The 16,865-nt window shown below is 55.9% G+C and carries 19 protein-coding genes and 1 riboswitch; of the genes, 17 read left to right on the forward strand and 2 right to left on the reverse strand.

Annotated features, from left to right (window positions below):
* Positions 1–226: 226 nt before the first annotated feature.
* The 16 genes from sctW (at position 227) to ABRZ26_RS02550 (ending at position 14,079) form a co-directional block, all read left to right on the forward strand.
* Positions 227–1,366 carry a type III secretion system gatekeeper subunit SctW gene (sctW, locus tag ABRZ26_RS02475; RefSeq protein WP_319602929.1) on the forward strand — a complete coding sequence of 380 codons (1,140 nt, stop codon included), beginning with the start codon at positions 227–229 and terminating at the stop codon, positions 1,364–1,366.
* A complete protein-coding gene (sctV, locus tag ABRZ26_RS02480) occupies positions 1,366–3,468 on the forward strand; it encodes a type III secretion system export apparatus subunit SctV (protein ID WP_319602659.1) in 2,103 nt (700 codons plus the stop codon). The genes sctW and sctV overlap by 1 nt, the downstream gene beginning before the upstream one ends.
* A gap of 9 nt (positions 3,469–3,477) precedes the next feature.
* Entirely contained in the window at positions 3,478–4,413 is a 936-nt protein-coding gene (locus ABRZ26_RS02485) for an FHA domain-containing protein (protein ID WP_319602660.1), read from the forward strand.
* The gene (gene sctN / locus ABRZ26_RS02490; RefSeq protein WP_319602661.1) at positions 4,414–5,781 is read left to right on the forward strand and encodes a type III secretion system ATPase SctN; all 1,368 of its coding nucleotides are present in this window, start codon (positions 4,414–4,416) and stop codon (positions 5,779–5,781) included. It abuts the gene before it with no gap.
* A complete protein-coding gene (locus ABRZ26_RS02495; RefSeq protein ID WP_319602662.1) occupies positions 5,771–6,208 on the forward strand; it encodes a type III secretion protein in 438 nt (145 codons plus the stop codon). Before sctN ends, ABRZ26_RS02495 begins: the two co-directional genes overlap by 11 nt.
* Entirely contained in the window at positions 6,205–6,714 is a 510-nt protein-coding gene (locus ABRZ26_RS02500) for a type III secretion system HrpP C-terminal domain-containing protein (RefSeq protein ID WP_319602663.1), read from the forward strand. Before ABRZ26_RS02495 ends, ABRZ26_RS02500 begins: the two co-directional genes overlap by 4 nt.
* Positions 6,714–7,802: a FliM/FliN family flagellar motor switch protein gene (locus ABRZ26_RS02505; RefSeq protein ID WP_319602664.1), complete on the forward strand. Its 1,089-nt coding sequence runs from the start codon at positions 6,714–6,716 to the stop codon at positions 7,800–7,802. Before ABRZ26_RS02500 ends, ABRZ26_RS02505 begins: the two co-directional genes overlap by 1 nt.
* Positions 7,799–8,452: a type III secretion system export apparatus subunit SctR gene (gene sctR, locus ABRZ26_RS02510; protein ID WP_319602665.1), complete on the forward strand. Its 654-nt coding sequence runs from the start codon at positions 7,799–7,801 to the stop codon at positions 8,450–8,452. Before ABRZ26_RS02505 ends, sctR begins: the two co-directional genes overlap by 4 nt.
* 7 nt (positions 8,453–8,459) lie before the next feature.
* On the forward strand, positions 8,460–8,714 hold the full coding sequence (gene sctS / locus ABRZ26_RS02515) for a type III secretion system export apparatus subunit SctS (protein WP_319602666.1): 255 nt from the start codon (positions 8,460–8,462) through the stop codon (positions 8,712–8,714).
* 12 nt (positions 8,715–8,726) lie between these two features.
* Positions 8,727–9,524, forward strand: a complete 798-nt coding sequence (gene sctT / locus ABRZ26_RS02520) for a type III secretion system export apparatus subunit SctT (protein WP_319602667.1) — start codon at positions 8,727–8,729, stop codon at positions 9,522–9,524.
* A 10-nt stretch (positions 9,525–9,534) separates the two neighbouring features.
* Positions 9,535–10,614: a type III secretion system export apparatus subunit SctU gene (gene sctU / locus ABRZ26_RS02525; RefSeq protein WP_319602668.1), complete on the forward strand. Its 1,080-nt coding sequence runs from the start codon at positions 9,535–9,537 to the stop codon at positions 10,612–10,614.
* A gap of 530 nt (positions 10,615–11,144) precedes the next feature.
* Positions 11,145–11,600, forward strand: coding sequence for a cupin domain-containing protein (locus tag ABRZ26_RS02530; protein WP_319602669.1), 456 nt, complete (start codon positions 11,145–11,147; stop codon positions 11,598–11,600).
* A gap of 172 nt (positions 11,601–11,772) precedes the next feature.
* Positions 11,773–12,324 carry a GNAT family N-acetyltransferase gene (locus ABRZ26_RS02535; protein WP_319602670.1) on the forward strand — a complete coding sequence of 184 codons (552 nt, stop codon included), beginning with the start codon at positions 11,773–11,775 and terminating at the stop codon, positions 12,322–12,324.
* Positions 12,325–12,371: 47 nt separating this feature from the next.
* On the forward strand, positions 12,372–13,025 hold the full coding sequence (locus ABRZ26_RS02540; protein ID WP_319602671.1) for a VOC family protein: 654 nt from the start codon (positions 12,372–12,374) through the stop codon (positions 13,023–13,025).
* A gap of 207 nt (positions 13,026–13,232) precedes the next feature.
* Positions 13,233–13,394: a YnfU family zinc-binding protein gene (locus ABRZ26_RS02545; protein ID WP_319602672.1), complete on the forward strand. Its 162-nt coding sequence runs from the start codon at positions 13,233–13,235 to the stop codon at positions 13,392–13,394.
* 472 nt (positions 13,395–13,866) lie between these two features.
* Positions 13,867–14,079: a hypothetical protein gene (locus ABRZ26_RS02550; RefSeq protein ID WP_319602673.1), complete on the forward strand. Its 213-nt coding sequence runs from the start codon at positions 13,867–13,869 to the stop codon at positions 14,077–14,079.
* 168 nt (positions 14,080–14,247) lie between these two features.
* Here the strand turns inward: ABRZ26_RS02550 and umuC are convergent, their stop codons facing one another.
* Positions 14,248–15,513 (reverse strand): translesion error-prone DNA polymerase V subunit UmuC, encoded by a 1,266-nt coding sequence (gene umuC / locus ABRZ26_RS02555; RefSeq protein ID WP_319602674.1) that lies wholly within the window; start codon positions 15,511–15,513, stop codon positions 14,248–14,250.
* The gene (umuD, locus tag ABRZ26_RS02560; protein ID WP_319602675.1) at positions 15,513–15,932 is read right to left on the reverse strand and encodes a translesion error-prone DNA polymerase V autoproteolytic subunit; all 420 of its coding nucleotides are present in this window, start codon (positions 15,930–15,932) and stop codon (positions 15,513–15,515) included. The genes umuC and umuD overlap by 1 nt, the downstream gene beginning before the upstream one ends.
* A 124-nt stretch (positions 15,933–16,056) precedes the next feature.
* Positions 16,057–16,136, forward strand: a riboswitch (ZMP/ZTP riboswitch).
* 86 nt (positions 16,137–16,222) lie between these two features.
* Between umuD and ABRZ26_RS02565 the strand changes: the two genes are divergently transcribed.
* Positions 16,223–16,855, forward strand: coding sequence for a LysE family translocator (locus ABRZ26_RS02565; RefSeq protein ID WP_319602676.1), 633 nt, complete (start codon positions 16,223–16,225; stop codon positions 16,853–16,855).
* The last annotated feature ends 10 nt before the right edge of the window (positions 16,856–16,865 follow it).

Here is a 16,865-nt window from a genome sequence, read left to right on the forward strand (position 1 = left end):
CGCGACATGCAAAAATCGACTGCAAGTTTTTGCAATACCACAAAAGTATAGGATTCCTTCCGCGATGAAATACCTATTACTCTGATTTATCACCGCAATCGAAATACCGATTTCAAACCGCCATCGCCAGTTGCCGCCGCGCCCGATCAGCGTCGTGAAAATTCAGGAACCACTGCGCCTCCCAAGCCACACAACAACACCTTGTTGACTTACGCCGGACCGGATGATGATTAAAATTCAAAGTGTTACGCCCGCGCCAACACCGATAACCCGACCGATAGAGACCGATAACGATCCGGCCGCCCAGACGGCGGCGATCAAGGCGCCCGCACACCATGAAGCGCTGCGCCCGCCGCTGGCCACGTCGATGGAAGAAGTCGCCATGGCGTTCGGCGAGCAGGCGGAGCGGAGAAGCAAATCCCTTAATCGTCGTCATATCGCGCAAACCGGCGTGCGGACGCTGGCCAACGTCGAGCGGATCGAAAAACTCACCGAGCTGTTCAAACTGCTGGAAAACCCGGCCGAGGGTACCTACGCGCAGCAGATGGACCGCCTGTGCGACCTGCTGGGCCGGGAGAAAGCGCCGACCGTCGCGGCGATACTTCAGGCCGTGGGGAACGATGCGGCGCGCGGCGATGTGCTGCTCAGGCAGGTGCGGGCGAAACACCCGGCGCTGACCGCCGCCGCGCAGCAGGCGCTGCAACGGCTGCATCAGGAAAAAGAGCCGGAGATTCGGGCGGGCTTAAACACCGCCAGCGCCATCTCGCTGTTCAGCACCCTGCCGGAACACCGGCAAACCATGCGCGATCTCTACTATCAGAAAGTCGTACATCAACAGTCGGTCGGCGCGCTGCTGGACGCCCTGCTGGAACGCGTCGACCCGCAGCACTTCCAGGACGGGCTGCGCACCATGCAGCGGGCGCTGGCGGCGGATATCGTCAGTCAGTGCTCGTCCATTCCCAAAACGGCGCTGCGAAAAATGCTCGGCAGCCTTAACGACTCGCTCCACCTGAGTCATACCCTGGCGACCAGCCGGGAAATGCTTGACCGGCTGTCGGCGAAATTGCCCGCGTTTACCCTCGGCGCCGTCGAACTGACCCGCCGCCTGATCGGCCTGAGCGCCAATGGCGCCTACGCGCGCGACCTGCATAATCTGGGGCGCGAGGTGGCGGGAACGGAACCGCCGCACCAGGCGCTGTTTTTCAGCGCGCTGCTGCCGCTGGTCAGCGGACTGCCGCAGCCGCTGTGGCGCGATCTGAAAAACCGGCAAACCGCCCTGCACCTCATCCGCGGGCTGATCGGCGACGCGACCCGCCATGAAAACAACAAAGTGACATTGTCACCAAAACCGGACGGGCTGGCGTGATGAATCTGCTGATTATCTGGCTCAATCGCATCGCGCTCAGCGCCATGCAGCGCTCGGAAGTGGTCGGCGCGGCGATCGTCATGTCGATCGTATTCATGATGATCATTCCGCTGCCGACCAGCCTGATTGACGTGCTGATCGCATTCAATATCTGTGTGTCGTCGCTGCTGATCGTGCTGGCGATGTATCTGCCCAAACCGCTGGCGTTCTCGACGTTCCCGGCGGTGCTGCTGCTGACCACCATGTTCCGGCTGGCGCTATCCATCTCCACCACCCGCCAGATCCTGCTGCAACAGGACGGCGGCCATATCGTCGAAGCGTTCGGCAACTATGTGGTGGGCGGCAATCTGGCGGTGGGACTGGTGATCTTTCTGATCCTGACCGTGGTGAATTTTCTGGTTATCACCAAAGGCTCCGAACGCGTGGCCGAGGTCGCCGCCCGCTTTACGCTGGATGCCATGCCCGGTAAACAGATGTCTATCGACAGCGATCTGCGCGCCGGGCTGATTGAAGCCCATCAGGCCCGCCAGCGGCGCGATAATCTGGCGAAAGAAAGCCAGCTGTTCGGGGCGATGGACGGCGCGATGAAATTCGTCAAGGGCGACGCGATCGCCGGTTTGGTGATCGTGTTTATCAACATGCTAGGCGGATTCGCCATCGGCGTGTTGCAGCATGATATGGCCGCCGCCGACGCCATGCACGTCTATTCCGTGCTCACCATCGGCGACGGCCTGATCGCCCAGATCCCCGCCTTGCTGATTTCGCTGACGGCCGGGATGATCATCACGCGCGTCTCCGCCGAAGGCCAGCCGATAGACGCCAACATCGGCCGCGAAATCGCCGAACAGCTCACCAGTCAGCCCAAGGCGTGGATCATCTCGGCCATCGGCATGTTTGGCTTCGCCCTGTTGCCGGGCATGCCCTCGCTGGTCTTTATGGCGATTAGCCTCGCCTCGCTCGGCAGCGGGGTGTTTCAGCTATGGCGCATCAAACAGCAAGGGATCCTGAGCCATTCACAGGCGGAGGCCGACAACCTGCCGGCCGAACAAAACGGCTACCAGGATTTGCGGCGCTTCAATCCTACCCGCGCCTATCTGCTGCTGTTCCATTCGTCCATGCAGGGAACCCCCGCCACGCTCTCGCTGGTGCAGCATATCCGTCGTTTACGCAACCGGCTGGTTTATCAGTTCGGCATGACGCTGCCGTCGTTTGATATTGAATTCAGCGAGCATCTGGATGAGGACGAATTCCAGTTCTGCGTATACGAAATTCCCCATGTTAAAGCCACATTGAACACCGAACGGCTGGCGGTACCCTGCTCTGCGATCGATCCGGACCAACAGGGAGACGCCATCGTCGGCTCCGCGCTGCGCGATGAGTCCGCCTGGTGCTGGGTTTCGCCTTCTCACCCGGCGCTTGAGCAGGAAGACTGCCCGCGCTGGTCGGCGCAAGCGTTAATCCTGCTGCGCATGGAAAACGCCATTCACCGTTCCGGTGCGCAGTTTATCGGCCTACAGGAAAGCAAAGCGATTTTGACCTGGCTGGAGAGCGAGCAACCGGAGCTGGCGCAGGAGCTGCAACGCATCATGCCGCTGTCGCGCTTTGCCGCCGTATTGCAGCGGCTGGCGTCGGAGCGGGTGCCGCTGCGCGCGGTGCGGCCGATTGCCGAGGCGCTGATCGAAATCGGTCAGCACGAGCGAGACGTTCATGCGCTGACCGACTACGTCCGGCTGGCGCTGAAATCGCAAATCTGCCACCAGTACAGCCGGCAAAACTGCCTGCATGTCTGGCTGTTGACGCCGGAAACGGAAGAACTGCTGCGCGACTCGCTGCGTCAGACCCAGAATGAAACCTTCTTCGCCTTAACGCAGGACTATGCCGCCACCTTTCTCGAGCAGTTACGGCGCGCCTTTCCACTTTCCGCGCCCGCCGCCGGCCAGATATTGGTCGCGCAGGATCTGCGCAGCCCTTTGCGCGCCCTGCTACAGGAGGAATTCCATCATGTTCCGGTGCTCTCTTTCACCGAACTGGGATCTCATCTATCGATCAACGTCCTGGGGCGTTTTGATCTGTATGCCGACAACGCCGCTTTTAATGCATAGGAAGGAAATATGTTTGAGTTACGCGTACTGACGGGCTTGCATCGGGGGGCGGCATTACCGCTGAGCGGCAGCGCCTGGCGGATCGGCGCCGATGACGATGCCGATCTGACTCTCTATGATCCGGGTATCAGCGCGCGCCACGCGCTGCTGGAAAAACAGGAGAACGGCTGGCTGCTCAGCGCGCTGGACGGCGATCTCTGCGATACGGAAGGTCATAGCGTGACGCAAATCCCCGATCTGACGCCCGGCACGCCCTTTGCCCTTCATCACATCTGGCTGTGCGTGGTCGCCGCCGATACGCCCTGGGATAGCGAAGAGACGGAGCGACCCGACGCCGGTTCGCCTGCCGGGCAAGACGATATCCCGCCCCCGACGCAGGAACAACAGCCCGTCGCGGCGGCGGCCGCGACCGTTGCGCCCGCGCGGCTGCCGCTGTGGGCCAAGAGCTGCTATCTGCTGCTGAGCCTGTTGCTGGCGACGATGGTGGGCGGTTGGCTGTTGCAGGAAAGCGTCGCCATGCCGCCCGCGCCGCCGCCGCAGGACACGCGCCGCCAGCTCAATACCATGACGCAACTGGAGCACACGCTGAGAACCCTGTTGCGGGAGCGGGAGCTTACCGACGCGGTAAAACTGGCTTCCACCCATACGCTGGTCACGCTAACCGGCCAGTTAACGCCGCAAGAGCAAAAAAAGTTGGAACGGATGCTCATCCAATTCCACCAACGATATAACACCGCGCTCACGGTCGATAACCGCACGCAGATAAAGAGCGCTCAACTGCCGTTTCAGATTGTGCAGGTCACCAGCGGGCCGAGGGCCAATGTGGTGACCGCCGATGGCCGGCGACTGTTCGTCGGCGATGAAGTGGAACAGCTCAGATTGGTCAGCATCGACGATCACCAGATCGTGTTTGGCGGTCAACAGCAAATTAAGGTGAACTGGTAAATGAGGCAAACCGCAACGGACTTTCCACAGATGAAGCGCTGGTTTCAGCAACAGCGCCAGCGGTTGTCCGCTTACGCGCCGGTCGATATCAAAGGCCGGGTTATCGGCATCAGCGGGATTTTGCTGGAGTGCGGCCTGCCGCAGGCGCGCATCGGCGATCTCTGTCTGGTCGGGCGGAAAGACGGCGGCCAGGTAATGGCCGAAGTGGTGGGCTTCAGTCCGCAGAACACGTTTCTGTCGGCGCTGGGCGCGCTCGACGGCATCGCCCAGGGCGCCGTCGTCACCCCGCTTTATCAGCCGCACTGCATTCAGGTTTCGGACGCGCTGTTTGGCAGCGTACTGGACGGTTTCGGCCGCGCATTGCAGGACGGCGCCGCAAGCGCCTTTGTGCAGCCGGGCAGCCGTCATCATCAGGCGCGACCGGTGCTGGGCGATGCGCCGCCGCCGACCGAGCGCCCGCGCATCGCCGCGCCGCTGCCGACCGGTCTGCGGGCGATAGACGGACTGCTGACGCTGGGCCAGGGGCAGCGCGTCGGTATCTTTGCCGGCGCCGGCTGCGGTAAAACCACTCTGCTGGCGGAGCTGGCGCGCAACACGCCGTGCGACGCCATCGTCTTCGGTCTGATCGGCGAACGCGGGCGCGAGCTGCGCGAGTTTCTCGATCATGAACTGGATGACGATCTGCGCCGCCGCACCGTTCTGGTCTGCTCCACGTCCGATCGCAGCAGCATGGAGCGCGCGCGCGCGGCCTTCACCGCGACGGCGATTGCCGAAGCGTACCGCGCCGACGGCAAACAGGTGTTGCTGATTATCGACTCCCTGACCCGTTTCGCCCGCGCCCAGCGTGAAATCGGCCTGGCGCTCGGCGAACCGCAGGGGCGCGGCGGGCTGCCGCCGTCGGTCTATACCCTGTTGCCGCGGCTGGTGGAGCGCGCCGGACAGACGCAGGAAGGCGCCATCACCGCCCTCTATTCGGTGCTGATTGAGCAGGACTCGATGAACGATCCGGTGGCGGACGAAGTGCGATCGCTGATTGACGGCCATATCGTGCTGACCCGTCGGCTGGCGGAACAGGGCCATTACCCGGCCATTGATGTGCTGGCCAGCCTGAGCCGAACCATGAGCAACGTGGTCGACCGGGAACATAACCATCACGCCGGCGCGGTGCGTCGCCTGATGGCCGCGTATAAACAGGTGGAAATGTTGATCCGGCTGGGAGAATACCAGCCGGGCCACGATCCGCTGACCGACTCGGCCGTCAATGCCCAGGGAGAAATCAACCGGTTTCTGCGTCAGGCCATGCGCGACCCGATGGCCTACGACGCGATTCAACAGCAATTAGCCGAGGTCAGCGCCTATGCCGCATAACGATAGCGACGCCCAGACATTGCAGGCCGCCCTGAATGTACTGATGCCCATCCGCCGCCAGCGCCTGATACGCAGCGAACGCCAGTTGCGACAGGCGGAGAATACGCTGAAGAGCATTAACGCGCGGCTGCAACAACATCAAACGCAGTTGCAAACCTTGCGCCGCGCCGGCCGGCAGCAGCGCGATGCGTTGAACGAAAAGCTAAAAGGCCGCGATCAGGGACTGGACGATCTGAAATCGCAACTGGACGCCGAGCGCCGGGCGCTCCACCAAATCGAGCTTGAAAGTCAGCGGGGCCATGAGCAGCGGCAACAACAGCGTCAGCAGCAACAGCAGGTCGGGCAAGCCCGCCAATTGGTGAATCAAAACCAGAAAGCCGTCGAAAAACTGGCGTGCCTGTTAACGCTACATCGGGAGAGCCTATGAATAACGCCGCCATACCCCAGCACAAACCGTCCAACGCTCCGGCCTCAGCCGCGGGCCTGCCGGCGAAATCGCCGCGGCGCGGCGAGGAAGCGCCGCAATATGGCTGGGAAGCGTTCAGCGTCGACCACGGTTTTGAGTGGGCGCTGCATCAGCCGGAAAACGTCTCGCCGCTCCCGAGCGCTTTTACGCCGCCGCAGCCGGCGCCGGCGGATGACTTACCCGCTAGCGTGACACCGTCACAATGGCCGCCGCTACAGTGCGAATTGCTCGAATCAATGGAGAATATCGGTCATCCGCCGTTTTCATTCAGTCTGCAACTGCCGCAACTGGGCGATATCGACGTCATGCTGGCGTCGCTGTCGCCGCAGGGCTGGGATATCGCGCTCCGTTTCAGCCGCGAAGCCTATCAGTTATTAAAACATCGCCGGGAGGCCTGCCGCCGCTCGCTCTGCGATGCGCTGGGCTGCCCGGTGCGGCTCAGTTTCGACGACCGGGAGGAACGATAATGGTCGCTCAGCCCCTGACGCTGCCGCGCCTGGCCGGCGATCGAGCCGATCTGCACAGCCGGTTGGCCGCCGGACTGACGCTGCCTTTCGAGCGCGACGGCCACGTCGGCGAGATCCGTCTGAGCCTGGCGGAACAGCCGCCGGCGGACGAACCGATCAGCTACTGGCGCTGCGATAGCGGCATCCTTGCGCTCTCCTCGCCGTCGCCGGTGCTGGGTCTGTTATCCGACTGTCCGCTATTGCCGGTCGGCGCGACGCAGGCGGAACAGGCATGGTACTGGACGCTGTATAACCAGTCGCTGGCCGCGTCGGTCAGCGATCTGGTGGGACAGATTTATCCGCATCCCGCTCCCGACTCCGCGGAAATGCCGCTAGCGGCCTGGCTCACGGTCAGTTGGAACGGTATTCGCGCGCGCAGCCGGCTACAGGCCACCGCGTCCTGCTGGCGGGCGTTGCTTGAACGCCCCGGCTGGCGGCCGGTTTATCGCTCTTTATTGCACAGTCTGTCATTTGCCGTCCCTCTGATTCTGGCCGATACCGTTCTGACGCCGGCGATGCTGCATCAGCTTCGCCCCGGCGATGTCATTGTACCGACGGCGCCCTATTTTTCCCCTGACGGTCAGGGTTCCATCCTACTGGCGTCGTGGCGTTTGCAAGGCGCGATGCAGTTGACGGGACCGGCCCCTTACCATTTCGTCATCGCCGATATGGAGACATGTTCGATGAATGCCCCTTTTAACGAGATGCCGGCACGGCAGACTGACGCCGAGGATATTAGTGACGGCGTCACCAATGAAAACGCATCAATGCCAACTGATTCGTCAACCGCGAACCGGTTGCCGCCGCTGCCGGTGACGTTCAACATCCGCTGCGGACAGATCGCCATCACCCTGCCGGCGCTTCAGCGGCTGACCCGCGGCGCGATCCTGACGCTGCGCGACGTAACGCCGGGCGAAGCCTGGCTGTGTCACGGCGATATGCCGTTGGCGAAAGGCGATCTGATCGATATCGAAGGCAAGCTGGGGCTACAGATTACGCAGATGCTGTCCACGCCGGACGCGGCGCACGACCAGGAGTCCGACGTATGACGTCCGGCGCCTTCGATCCCCTGATGTTCGCGCTCATGCTGGGCGCGCTATCGCTGATCCCTTTGCTGATGATCGTCTGTACCTGCTTTTTAAAAATCGCCATCGTGCTGCTGATCACCCGCAACGCCATCGGCGTACAGCAGGTTCCGCCCAATATGGCGCTGTACGGCATCGCCCTTGCCGCCACCCTGTTCGTCATGGCGCCGGTGTTTCAGGATATCTCCGCGCGCTTTAAGGAAAATCCGCCGGACACCAGCGACATTACCGCATTGCATGAGAGCGTGATGCCCGGACTGGCGCCGTTGCAGACATTTATGTCGCGCAATACCGATCCGGATATCCTCACCCATTTACATGAGAACAGCCTGCGCATGTGGCCGCCATCGCTGGCGGAAAAGGCGGATACCCAGAATCTGCTGCTGGTGATCCCGGCTTTCGTGCTGTCCGAGCTGACCGCCGGCTTCAAAATCGGCTTTCTTATCTATGTCCCGTTTATCGTTATCGATCTGATCGTCTCCAACGTCCTGCTGGCGCTGGGGATGCAGATGGTGGCGCCCATGACGCTGTCGCTGCCGCTCAAGCTGTTGCTGTTCGTGCTGGTCAATGGCTGGACCCGGCTGCTGGACGGCCTTTTTTACAGTTACCTGTGAGACGCGAATGGAAATTATCACGCTCTTCCGGCAGGCCATGGTGATGGTGGTGCTGCTTTCCGCTCCGCCGCTGCTGGTGGCGGTTATCGTCGGCGTTTTGATCTCGTTATTGCAGGCGGTGATGCAGCTACAGGACCAGACGCTGCCGTTTGCCGTCAAACTGATTTCAGTCGGCGTGGCGTTGGCCCTGACCGGGCGATGGATTGGCGTGGAGCTGATCCAGCTCGCCATCTCGGCATTTAACATGATCGAGCATACCTGACGGGGCGCGGCGATGATTTCCACCATCCAGCATGTTTATGACTTTATTATCGCCGTCACGCTGGGTATCGCGCGCATCTATCCCTGCTTTATTCTGGTGCCGGCATTTTCGCTCAACGTATTGAAAGGCATGCTGCGCAATGGGGTGGTGATCTCGCTGACGCTCTTGCCCGCGCCGATTATCCAACAGCAATTGCTGTTGTCGCCGCTCTCCTGGCCGATGTTGCCGGGGCTGCTGCTCAAAGAGCTGATCGTCGGCTTACTGATCGCGCTCGTCCTGGCGATGCCATTCTGGCTGTTTGAGTCGGTTGGCGCGTTATTCGATAACCAGCGCGGGGCGCTGATGGGCGGACAGCTTAATCCGGCGCTGGGGGTCGACAGCACGCCGATCGGCCATCTGCTCAAACAAACGATTATTTTGCTGCTGGTGATTGGCATCGGGATTAATGGGCTGACCCAATTGCTGTGGGACAGCTATCGTCTGTGGCCGGCCCTGGCCTGGCTGCCGCCCCTTACCGAACAAGGTTTTGAGGCTTATCTGACGCTGCTCGCCGAAACCTTTGCCCATCTGGCGATCTATGCCGGCCCGCTGGTGGCGCTGCTGCTGCTGCTGGAATTCAGCATTTCGCTGCTCAGCCTCTACAGCCCGCAGTTGCAGGTATTTGTGCTGTCCATTCCCGCGAAGTGCCTGGTGGGTCTGTCCTTTTTCATCATTTATCTGCCGGTGCTGCACTATCTGGCGGACGGCAAGCTTCAGGCTTTACCCGATTTAAAACACCTGTTTCCACTGTTTTTCCCCGCCTCGTCTTAATGGTCCGCACATGAGCGAAAAAACCGAAAAGCCCACCGATAAAAAACTTAAGGACGCCCGTAAGAAAGGGGAAGTGGGACAAAGCCAGGATGTCCCCAAGCTGCTGATTTGCGTCGGACTGCTGGAATGTATTCTGGCGCTGGCGGAACAGAGCATGGGCAAATTGCAAAAGCTGGTGCAGTTACCCCTCATGCGGCTGAATCAGCCGTTTGCTCAGGCCGCCAGAGAAGTCTTTCATGACGCCGTGACGCTGGCGCTGACCTTTTGTCTGCTGGCCGCAGGCATCGCGGTGTTGCTGCGCGTGATCGGCGGTTGGATCCAGTACGGTCCGCTTTTTGCGCCCGAAGCGTTAAAGATCGACTTCAACCGGTTGAACCCGGTTAATCAATTAAAACAGATGTTTTCCATGCGCAAGCTGACGGAAATGCTGACCAACGTACTCAAGGCCGTGGTCATCGGCGCGGTTTTTTATAAAGTGATCATTCCGGAACTGGAATCGCTGGTGGAGCTGGCTTCCGGTGATTTAAACGGTTTCTGGCATGGGGTAAAAGCATTACTGGCGCACATCGCCCGTACCACCCTCGCCGCGCTGCTGGTTCTTTCGGTGCTCGATTTTGGTTTGCAAAAATACTTTTTTCTTAAGCAGCAACGCATGAGCCATCAGGATTTACGCAACGAACATAAAGACGCCGAAGGGGATCCGCACATGAAAGGACAGCGTAAATCCCTGGCAAATGAGCTCATTAACCAACCCGCCTCCGCGCCGCCGCGGCAAAAACCGGTTGAAGACGCCGATCTGCTGCTGGTCAACCCAACCCACTATGCGGTGGCGCTCTACTATCGTCCCGGCATCACCCCGCTGCCGCAAATTATCTGTAAAGGCGAGGATCGGCAGGCGCAGAAACTGATCGAACAGGCTCAGCAAGCCGAGATCCCGGTGATCCGTTTTATCTGGCTGGCGCGAACGCTCTATCGCACGCCCGTCGGTGATTATATTCCGCGTGAAACCCTACAGGCCGTGGCGCAGGTTTATCGCATTTTGCGTCAGTTGGCGGAGGAATCGAAAGAGGAAATCATCGAGATGGAGTAGCGCGACGCCGCTTGGCGCAAACAACGCGGATAGCGGCCTTATCGCGGCTTCAATCTCATTTTACACCCAATAAGGTAACCTTACTCGCGCCATACAGTTCTATACACTTAGGGTGCTATCTTTTTATCAACCCTTTGATGTTGTGTGTGTCTTTTAATATTGCGTTATCCATCCCTGCCAAAATAGTTTTCCCGCCCTTGAGGCGGGATTTTTTTTGCCTGCGCCCGGCCGGCGCCGCCTTCGGCGAAAACCTAGCACAGCAAATGCTTTCCCAGGCGCCGAAAACAGCGCGCCGACCAATAACAAAACCCCTTATATTTAGTAACAAAAAAGACCTGTCACATTAAAAGGTTTATTGGTTTTTATTTTTACTTTTCAAGAAATTAAATACGATTACGCCAATTATTCCGCGCTGGTTATTGAGAGAATGGTTGAGGTAAAATGTTACGCAAGGTGAAGCAGGCTACGCATGTTTCACCGCGCACAGCATTTACATCATCAATAACAATATTTTTATAGGTTCTGAGTTAATGAAAAAATCTAAACTGCTTCTTTTGGCGCTCGCCAGTTTGTCCCTTCCCATCGCTGGGTATAGTGAATCCGGCAAAGCCGAAAACCACAGTGACGCGCGGATATCGGCAATCAAGCTGATTAACACCGCCGACAACCATTCCGCCTTTTTAACCGGCAGCATCCCGGCGCTGGAAAAAATTCCGGCCAAACAATTTTGGATCAGCAACTCCACTGAAGATTGGGAGAAAAATACCCATCCGGCGCCAAGAAAACAGTATGTCGTCACGCTAAAAGGCAAGCTGAAATTTAAAGTCAGCGATGGCTCCACATTCATTATTGCCCCCGGTACCGTCCTTCTTGCTGAAGACATTAAGGGCGAAGGGCATAGTTGGGAAATGATCGAAGGAAACGAATGGGTAAGAGCCTATATCCCGATCGTCGACAGCAACGATTACTTTACCTCCGACAAATAATCCTTAATTTTCTCAAAGCCCTGACCATAGGGCTTTATCGCCGCGATTGCTCAAGCCCGTTTTGGCGCGCCTACAAAGCCCCTTTTAATCTATCGTCATCGTTCCATTGAAACCCGCCATCGATTACTGCACACTAAAAAATCATTAAATTGATACCCGCAGAGGTTATAAAATGGAATTAGCTGTTGCGAATATCACTGATATTGACGCGATTATGACGTTGCATAAAAAATACCATGTTCATTCGATAAAAGAAGATGATAAAACGGACGGTTTTGTAACAACCCTGTTAACCAAAGAACAGATAATCTCTCTGATTGAGGATGAACAAGGCGCATTTGTCGCCAAAGAAGATGGCAAGGTTGTGGCATTTGTTTTCGCTGCCTCATGGGCATATTGGTCAGCATGGCCATTCTTCCAATATATGATTGGGCGATTAGGCGAAGTGACTTATAACGACGAAATCTTAAGCACGGAAAACTCATATCAGTATGGCCCGATATGTATCGACAAAGCGTATCGCGGCAGTGGGTTATTAAATATAATTTTTGATTTCGCCTTAAAAGAAATGTCAAAAAAATTTCCGTATCTGGTCACCTTCGTCAACCAGACGAACGGAAGGTCGTACACCGCACACGCGCAAAAACTCGCGCTTGATGTATTGCTCGAATTTGAATTTAACCAAAACCAATATTATTTTATGGTCTGTAAGACCAACAAATAAAATTTAATAATAAGACATTCATTATTTAATCAATAAAGCGGAAATTCATGGAAATCGATCATATCCTTATTTGTAGTAAAAACAGAGCGGTCGTTGCGGATACGCTGATAAATGCGGGTTTTACCGAAGGCGCGGGAAATACGCATCCGGGACAGGGAACGTCCAATCGGCGTTTTTTCTTCCATAATGCCTATATTGAATTCCTTTATCAGCAAGAGAACCCGCAATTAATCGATAATCAGGATAAGCTGGACATCTTAAAAAGGTTGAACTGCCCTGACGGCAGTTGTTCTCCGTTCGGGGTAGGCTTCCGTCCTTCCGAATTGAACGAGAAAGCCTGCTTTCCCACCTGGCGTTATAAACCGCCCTATTTACCGGATAATTATGAAATTAACGTGGGCGAAGCCCCGGTTAATGAACCCTTATGGTTCTTTCTGAATTTTTCTTGTCGGCCGGATCGCTTGCCATCGGCAAAACAACCGCCGCTGCGACACCAGTGCGGCGTCTCAGAACTGACGTCCGTTACATTGACGGTAAAAGAGGACGCGCCGCTTTCGCCGACAACACAAAATATTATCGCGTCGGGCATCGTTTCGCTCGAATTTGGATCGAATCCTTTCCTGACGCTTGTTTTCGATCATAATCAGCAAAATAAACGCATCAGCCTGTTACCTGAGTTGCCGCTAACCATTCACTATTAGCGACGTCCGGCCCGTCGTGGAACGGCATTATTTTCAAACGACCATCGTCGTCTTAAGTCGCCGCACGGGTTGAACGCGTCAAATAATTTTTCGCATTACAGAACGCTGCGCAGTCATGAGGAATGATATTGCAAAAATGCAACAATGATAAGCTATCGTGTTCATATAGGCGTACACTAAACAACCATCCCCTCTCAGGTGAAAAAGATGTCTATCTTCGATGCTCTTCGGTTGTTTAGCGATGCATCCGTCAAGGTGACTTGTCCCCACTGTCTTTTCGTCACAAAACAAAGTAGCCGCAAACTGCGTAAAAATGTCACGCTGATATGCCCTAAATGCGGCCATTTTTTCCTGCCGGATGGCGATTGACGCCACTTTTTATCCGCTAAACCTGCTCACCGCCATTCCCCGTTGGGAATTCGACTCCGCCGTTAACTCACGCCTGACACCATCTCCAGACGAGAATCTTAAACATGGAGATAAAAACCGCCTGGCGGCAAGCTATTGGAAAACTTATACCTTGTTTACTTATCGACGGTTACAGGCAAAAAAAATGCCCGCAATCGACACAGGCCGCAGGCAAATAACGTTCAATTAGCAAAGGATAATCCTATATCAATTACACGCTTAACCTACTCCGTTTAATAGAATTAGCTATCGTTATAATCCTATAAGTTGTGGTTATTTTTTAACCCACTAATAATGTAAGAGATTTATTTAAAATAAGTTTTCATACCGAAGAATTTCACTGTCGCCCCCACGCCAAAGGGCGAAAATAAAAATCCCACTAGCGCAATCCTGTGCTATACCTTGATTAATTTTCACACAAAAAGAGTACACAATGAAAAACCGACACGAGATAATCGGCGCTGCCGTTGAGCAACTTATTAATGAACGCTACGGCATCGTTGACCGGGAATTATTGGCGCATCGATTAATGGAAGAATTTATCCGCGTTTCATTTTCAGATGCCTCAATCGAAGAAAAGCAGCTTTACGAAAGCGTGATGAAATTTGTCACCATGGATGATATGTCACAACAATTGGCTGATTAATCATTAACTAACTCATTATAATCCCCAAAAAACCGCCTCATTGTAATGTGTCGCGTTTTATTATCCTTTACAACATCTAAAATAGCCGCGATGCAACGCCCCCGCCAGATCCTACTTTTCATTCCAAACGGGCTCTGCCGGCACACCGTTGCGGCATGATAAAAATTGTCAGAAACGAACGTTAGGGATATCCGAGAGCTTTGTCGTGTATGCCGGAGAAAGCATCTCCCTTTTCATTGCCCATGCCCGACGCACGCCTTGTCCCGCAAACCACACTTTCCCGTTGCCGCTATGATTAATCTGATCAATCGCCGACATCAATGCTTCGCTATGCGGTCGCGGCTGATAGCGATCAAACAAATTGAGTTGTGCAATACCCTGGCTATAGAAATCGGTTAACATCACCCCTGCTTTCATATATCGGCAATTCGGTTGCCAAATCCGGTGTAAGGACTCCGCGGCAAGATGCACAATATCGCGCGTATCGTTTGTAGGGATGGACAACTGCCCCATGGCCTGATTGCTATAAAACGCTTCGTTCCCGGCATGAGGACTGGTTCTAATAAAAACGGAAACCTGCTTGCAATACTGCTCTTCCTGTCGCAATTTTTCCGCGGCCCGTTCAGCATACAGGCAAATCGCCTGCCGCATATCCTCGTATTGAGTAATCCGGGTGCTGAATGACCGGGAACTGATAATCTGTTGTTTCTTTGGGGCAAGCGCCTCAATGTCCAGGCAGGGAATGCCGCACAGTTCACGAACGGTGCGTTCCAGTACCACATTGAATGCTTTACGGATATATAACGGACTGCATTGAGAAAGCTTCAGCGCGGTATCGATGCCCGCGCTTCTTAGTCTGCGCGACAACCGCCGACCGACGCCCCAGACTTCCTCTACCGGCGCCAGGCTTAGCAGTCTCCGCTGGCGATCGAGATTGGAAAGATCAACAACGCCGCCGGTCTTCGGCCAATGCTTCGCGGCAAAATTCGCCAGCTTCGCCAGGGTCTTGGTTTGGGCGATACCGACGCCGACGGCCAGATGCGCTTCCCGAAAAACCCGCTGACGGATATCATGGCCGAATTGCGCCAAACCGACACCGTTGCCGAGTCCGGTTAAATCTAAAAAGGCCTCGTCGATGCTATACATTTCAACCGCCGGCGCCATCTCCTCCAGAATACTCATCACCCGGGACGACATATCGGCATACAAAGCATAATTCGAAGAAAACACGGCGACGTTATCGCGCCTGACGATGTCGCGGATCTGAAAAAACGGCATCGCCATTTTGATGCCGAGCCTTTTGGCCTCGACGGATCTGGCGATCACGCATCCATCGTTGTTGCTGAGCACGACGACCGGCCGCCTACGCAAATCGGGACGAAACACCGTCTCGCAACTGGCGTAGAATGAATTAACGTCGACTAAGGCGTACATCAGCGAACGGCGTGTATAACGAAGGTAACGACGCCAAAGATATCCAAAGTATCTCCCGGGTTAATATAAAGGGGTTTATAGACCGGGTTCATCGGCATCAATGCCAGATTGGGCGAGCGTTGCAAGCGCTTCACCGTAAATTCGCCGTCGACAGCCGCAATAACGATATCGCCATGCTTCGCCTCAAGAGAGCTATCGACCACTAGCAAATCGCCATCACTGATATGCCCGTCGATCATTGACTCGCCGCTGACGCGCAGAAAATACGTTGCGCTGGGATGCCGCACGCATACCTTATTTAAATCAATACGCTGTTCAACATAGTCCTGGGCCGGACTTGGAAAGCCGGCAGGAATCAGATCGCCAAACAATGGCAGAGACAGCGCTTCAGGGTTTTCAACCGGGCTCACAAATGACATAACTCACCAATACTGTTTTTTTATACAGTATAAATCAGCGTATCGGTAATGCAATTGGAATGATGAGGTGAGAGGAAGAAACTGGGGAGGCAATTGCCATCCGATACCTCATACTGTAACGTTGTGAAATCCGTGCGACTGACGCTAAAGATGGAAAACCATCGGGAAACACGGACCATAGCGCCGCGCGTCTGGGCAAGATAAGAGCGTATCTGCGATGAGGCATGAGCCTCGCTGTTAATCGCAGACGCCGTTCTGGACTCTATCCACGAATACTCTTGAGGTGCCCGATGCCTGATGTCGCTAATCTTGCCGCTTTTGCTCTTATCGCTCTCGGTCTGGTGCTTACGCCGGGACCGAACATGATCTACCTGATCTCCCGTTCTATCTGCCAGGGCCGGATCGCAGGGCTGATTTCCCTGGCGGGCGTCGCGCTGGGTTTTATCTTTTATATGCTTTGCGCGGCATTGGGCATCACCGCTCTGGTGATGGCCGTACCCTATGCTTACGATACCATTCGCATCGCCGGCGCGATTTACCTGTTGTGGCTGGCCTGGCAGGCTATTCGTCCCGGCGGTCGGGAGGTATTTCAAGTACGGGATTTACCTAAAGACAGCCCGCGCAAGCTGTTTCTCATGGGGTTATTCACCAACCTGCTGAACCCGAAGGCTGCGGTGCTCTATCTCTCGCTGTTGCCGCAGTTTATTGACCCGGCCAAAGGCAGCGTGCTGGCGCAATCCGTCATGCTGGGTTTTACTCAGATAACCATCAGCATAGTCGTTAATGCCTTGATTGCGATTTCCGCAGGCTCTATCGCGTACGCCCTGAAACGCCATGCCAAATGGGCTACGTTTCAACGCTGGCTGATGGGGATGGTGCTGGCATCGCTGGCAATAAAAATGGCAACCGAAGCCCGGCGCTAAGTTGAAAGAA

The organism is Brenneria sp. L4-2C (assembly GCF_040240335.1).
In the GTDB taxonomy this organism is placed as follows: Bacteria; Pseudomonadota; Gammaproteobacteria; order Enterobacterales; family Enterobacteriaceae; genus Brenneria.

Coding starts and splice junctions, on each gene's coding strand:
- sctW (WP_319602929.1), top strand. CDS start 227: ATGATTAAAATTCAAAGTGTTACGCCCGCGCCAACACCGATAACCCGA.
- sctV (WP_319602659.1), top strand. CDS start 1,366: ATGAATCTGCTGATTATCTGGCTCAATCGCATCGCGCTCAGCGCCATG.
- ABRZ26_RS02485 (WP_319602660.1), top strand. CDS start 3,478: ATGTTTGAGTTACGCGTACTGACGGGCTTGCATCGGGGGGCGGCATTA.
- sctN (WP_319602661.1), top strand. CDS start 4,414: ATGAGGCAAACCGCAACGGACTTTCCACAGATGAAGCGCTGGTTTCAG.
- ABRZ26_RS02495 (WP_319602662.1), top strand. CDS start 5,771: ATGCCGCATAACGATAGCGACGCCCAGACATTGCAGGCCGCCCTGAAT.
- ABRZ26_RS02500 (WP_319602663.1), top strand. CDS start 6,205: ATGAATAACGCCGCCATACCCCAGCACAAACCGTCCAACGCTCCGGCC.
- ABRZ26_RS02505 (WP_319602664.1), top strand. CDS start 6,714: ATGGTCGCTCAGCCCCTGACGCTGCCGCGCCTGGCCGGCGATCGAGCC.
- sctR (WP_319602665.1), top strand. CDS start 7,799: ATGACGTCCGGCGCCTTCGATCCCCTGATGTTCGCGCTCATGCTGGGC.
- sctS (WP_319602666.1), top strand. CDS start 8,460: ATGGAAATTATCACGCTCTTCCGGCAGGCCATGGTGATGGTGGTGCTG.
- sctT (WP_319602667.1), top strand. CDS start 8,727: ATGATTTCCACCATCCAGCATGTTTATGACTTTATTATCGCCGTCACG.
- sctU (WP_319602668.1), top strand. CDS start 9,535: ATGAGCGAAAAAACCGAAAAGCCCACCGATAAAAAACTTAAGGACGCC.
- ABRZ26_RS02530 (WP_319602669.1), top strand. CDS start 11,145: ATGAAAAAATCTAAACTGCTTCTTTTGGCGCTCGCCAGTTTGTCCCTT.
- ABRZ26_RS02535 (WP_319602670.1), top strand. CDS start 11,773: ATGGAATTAGCTGTTGCGAATATCACTGATATTGACGCGATTATGACG.
- ABRZ26_RS02540 (WP_319602671.1), top strand. CDS start 12,372: ATGGAAATCGATCATATCCTTATTTGTAGTAAAAACAGAGCGGTCGTT.
- ABRZ26_RS02545 (WP_319602672.1), top strand. CDS start 13,233: ATGTCTATCTTCGATGCTCTTCGGTTGTTTAGCGATGCATCCGTCAAG.
- ABRZ26_RS02550 (WP_319602673.1), top strand. CDS start 13,867: ATGAAAAACCGACACGAGATAATCGGCGCTGCCGTTGAGCAACTTATT.
- umuC (WP_319602674.1), bottom strand. CDS start 15,513: ATGTACGCCTTAGTCGACGTTAATTCATTCTACGCCAGTTGCGAGACG.
- umuD (WP_319602675.1), bottom strand. CDS start 15,932: ATGTCATTTGTGAGCCCGGTTGAAAACCCTGAAGCGCTGTCTCTGCCA.
- ABRZ26_RS02565 (WP_319602676.1), top strand. CDS start 16,223: ATGCCTGATGTCGCTAATCTTGCCGCTTTTGCTCTTATCGCTCTCGGT.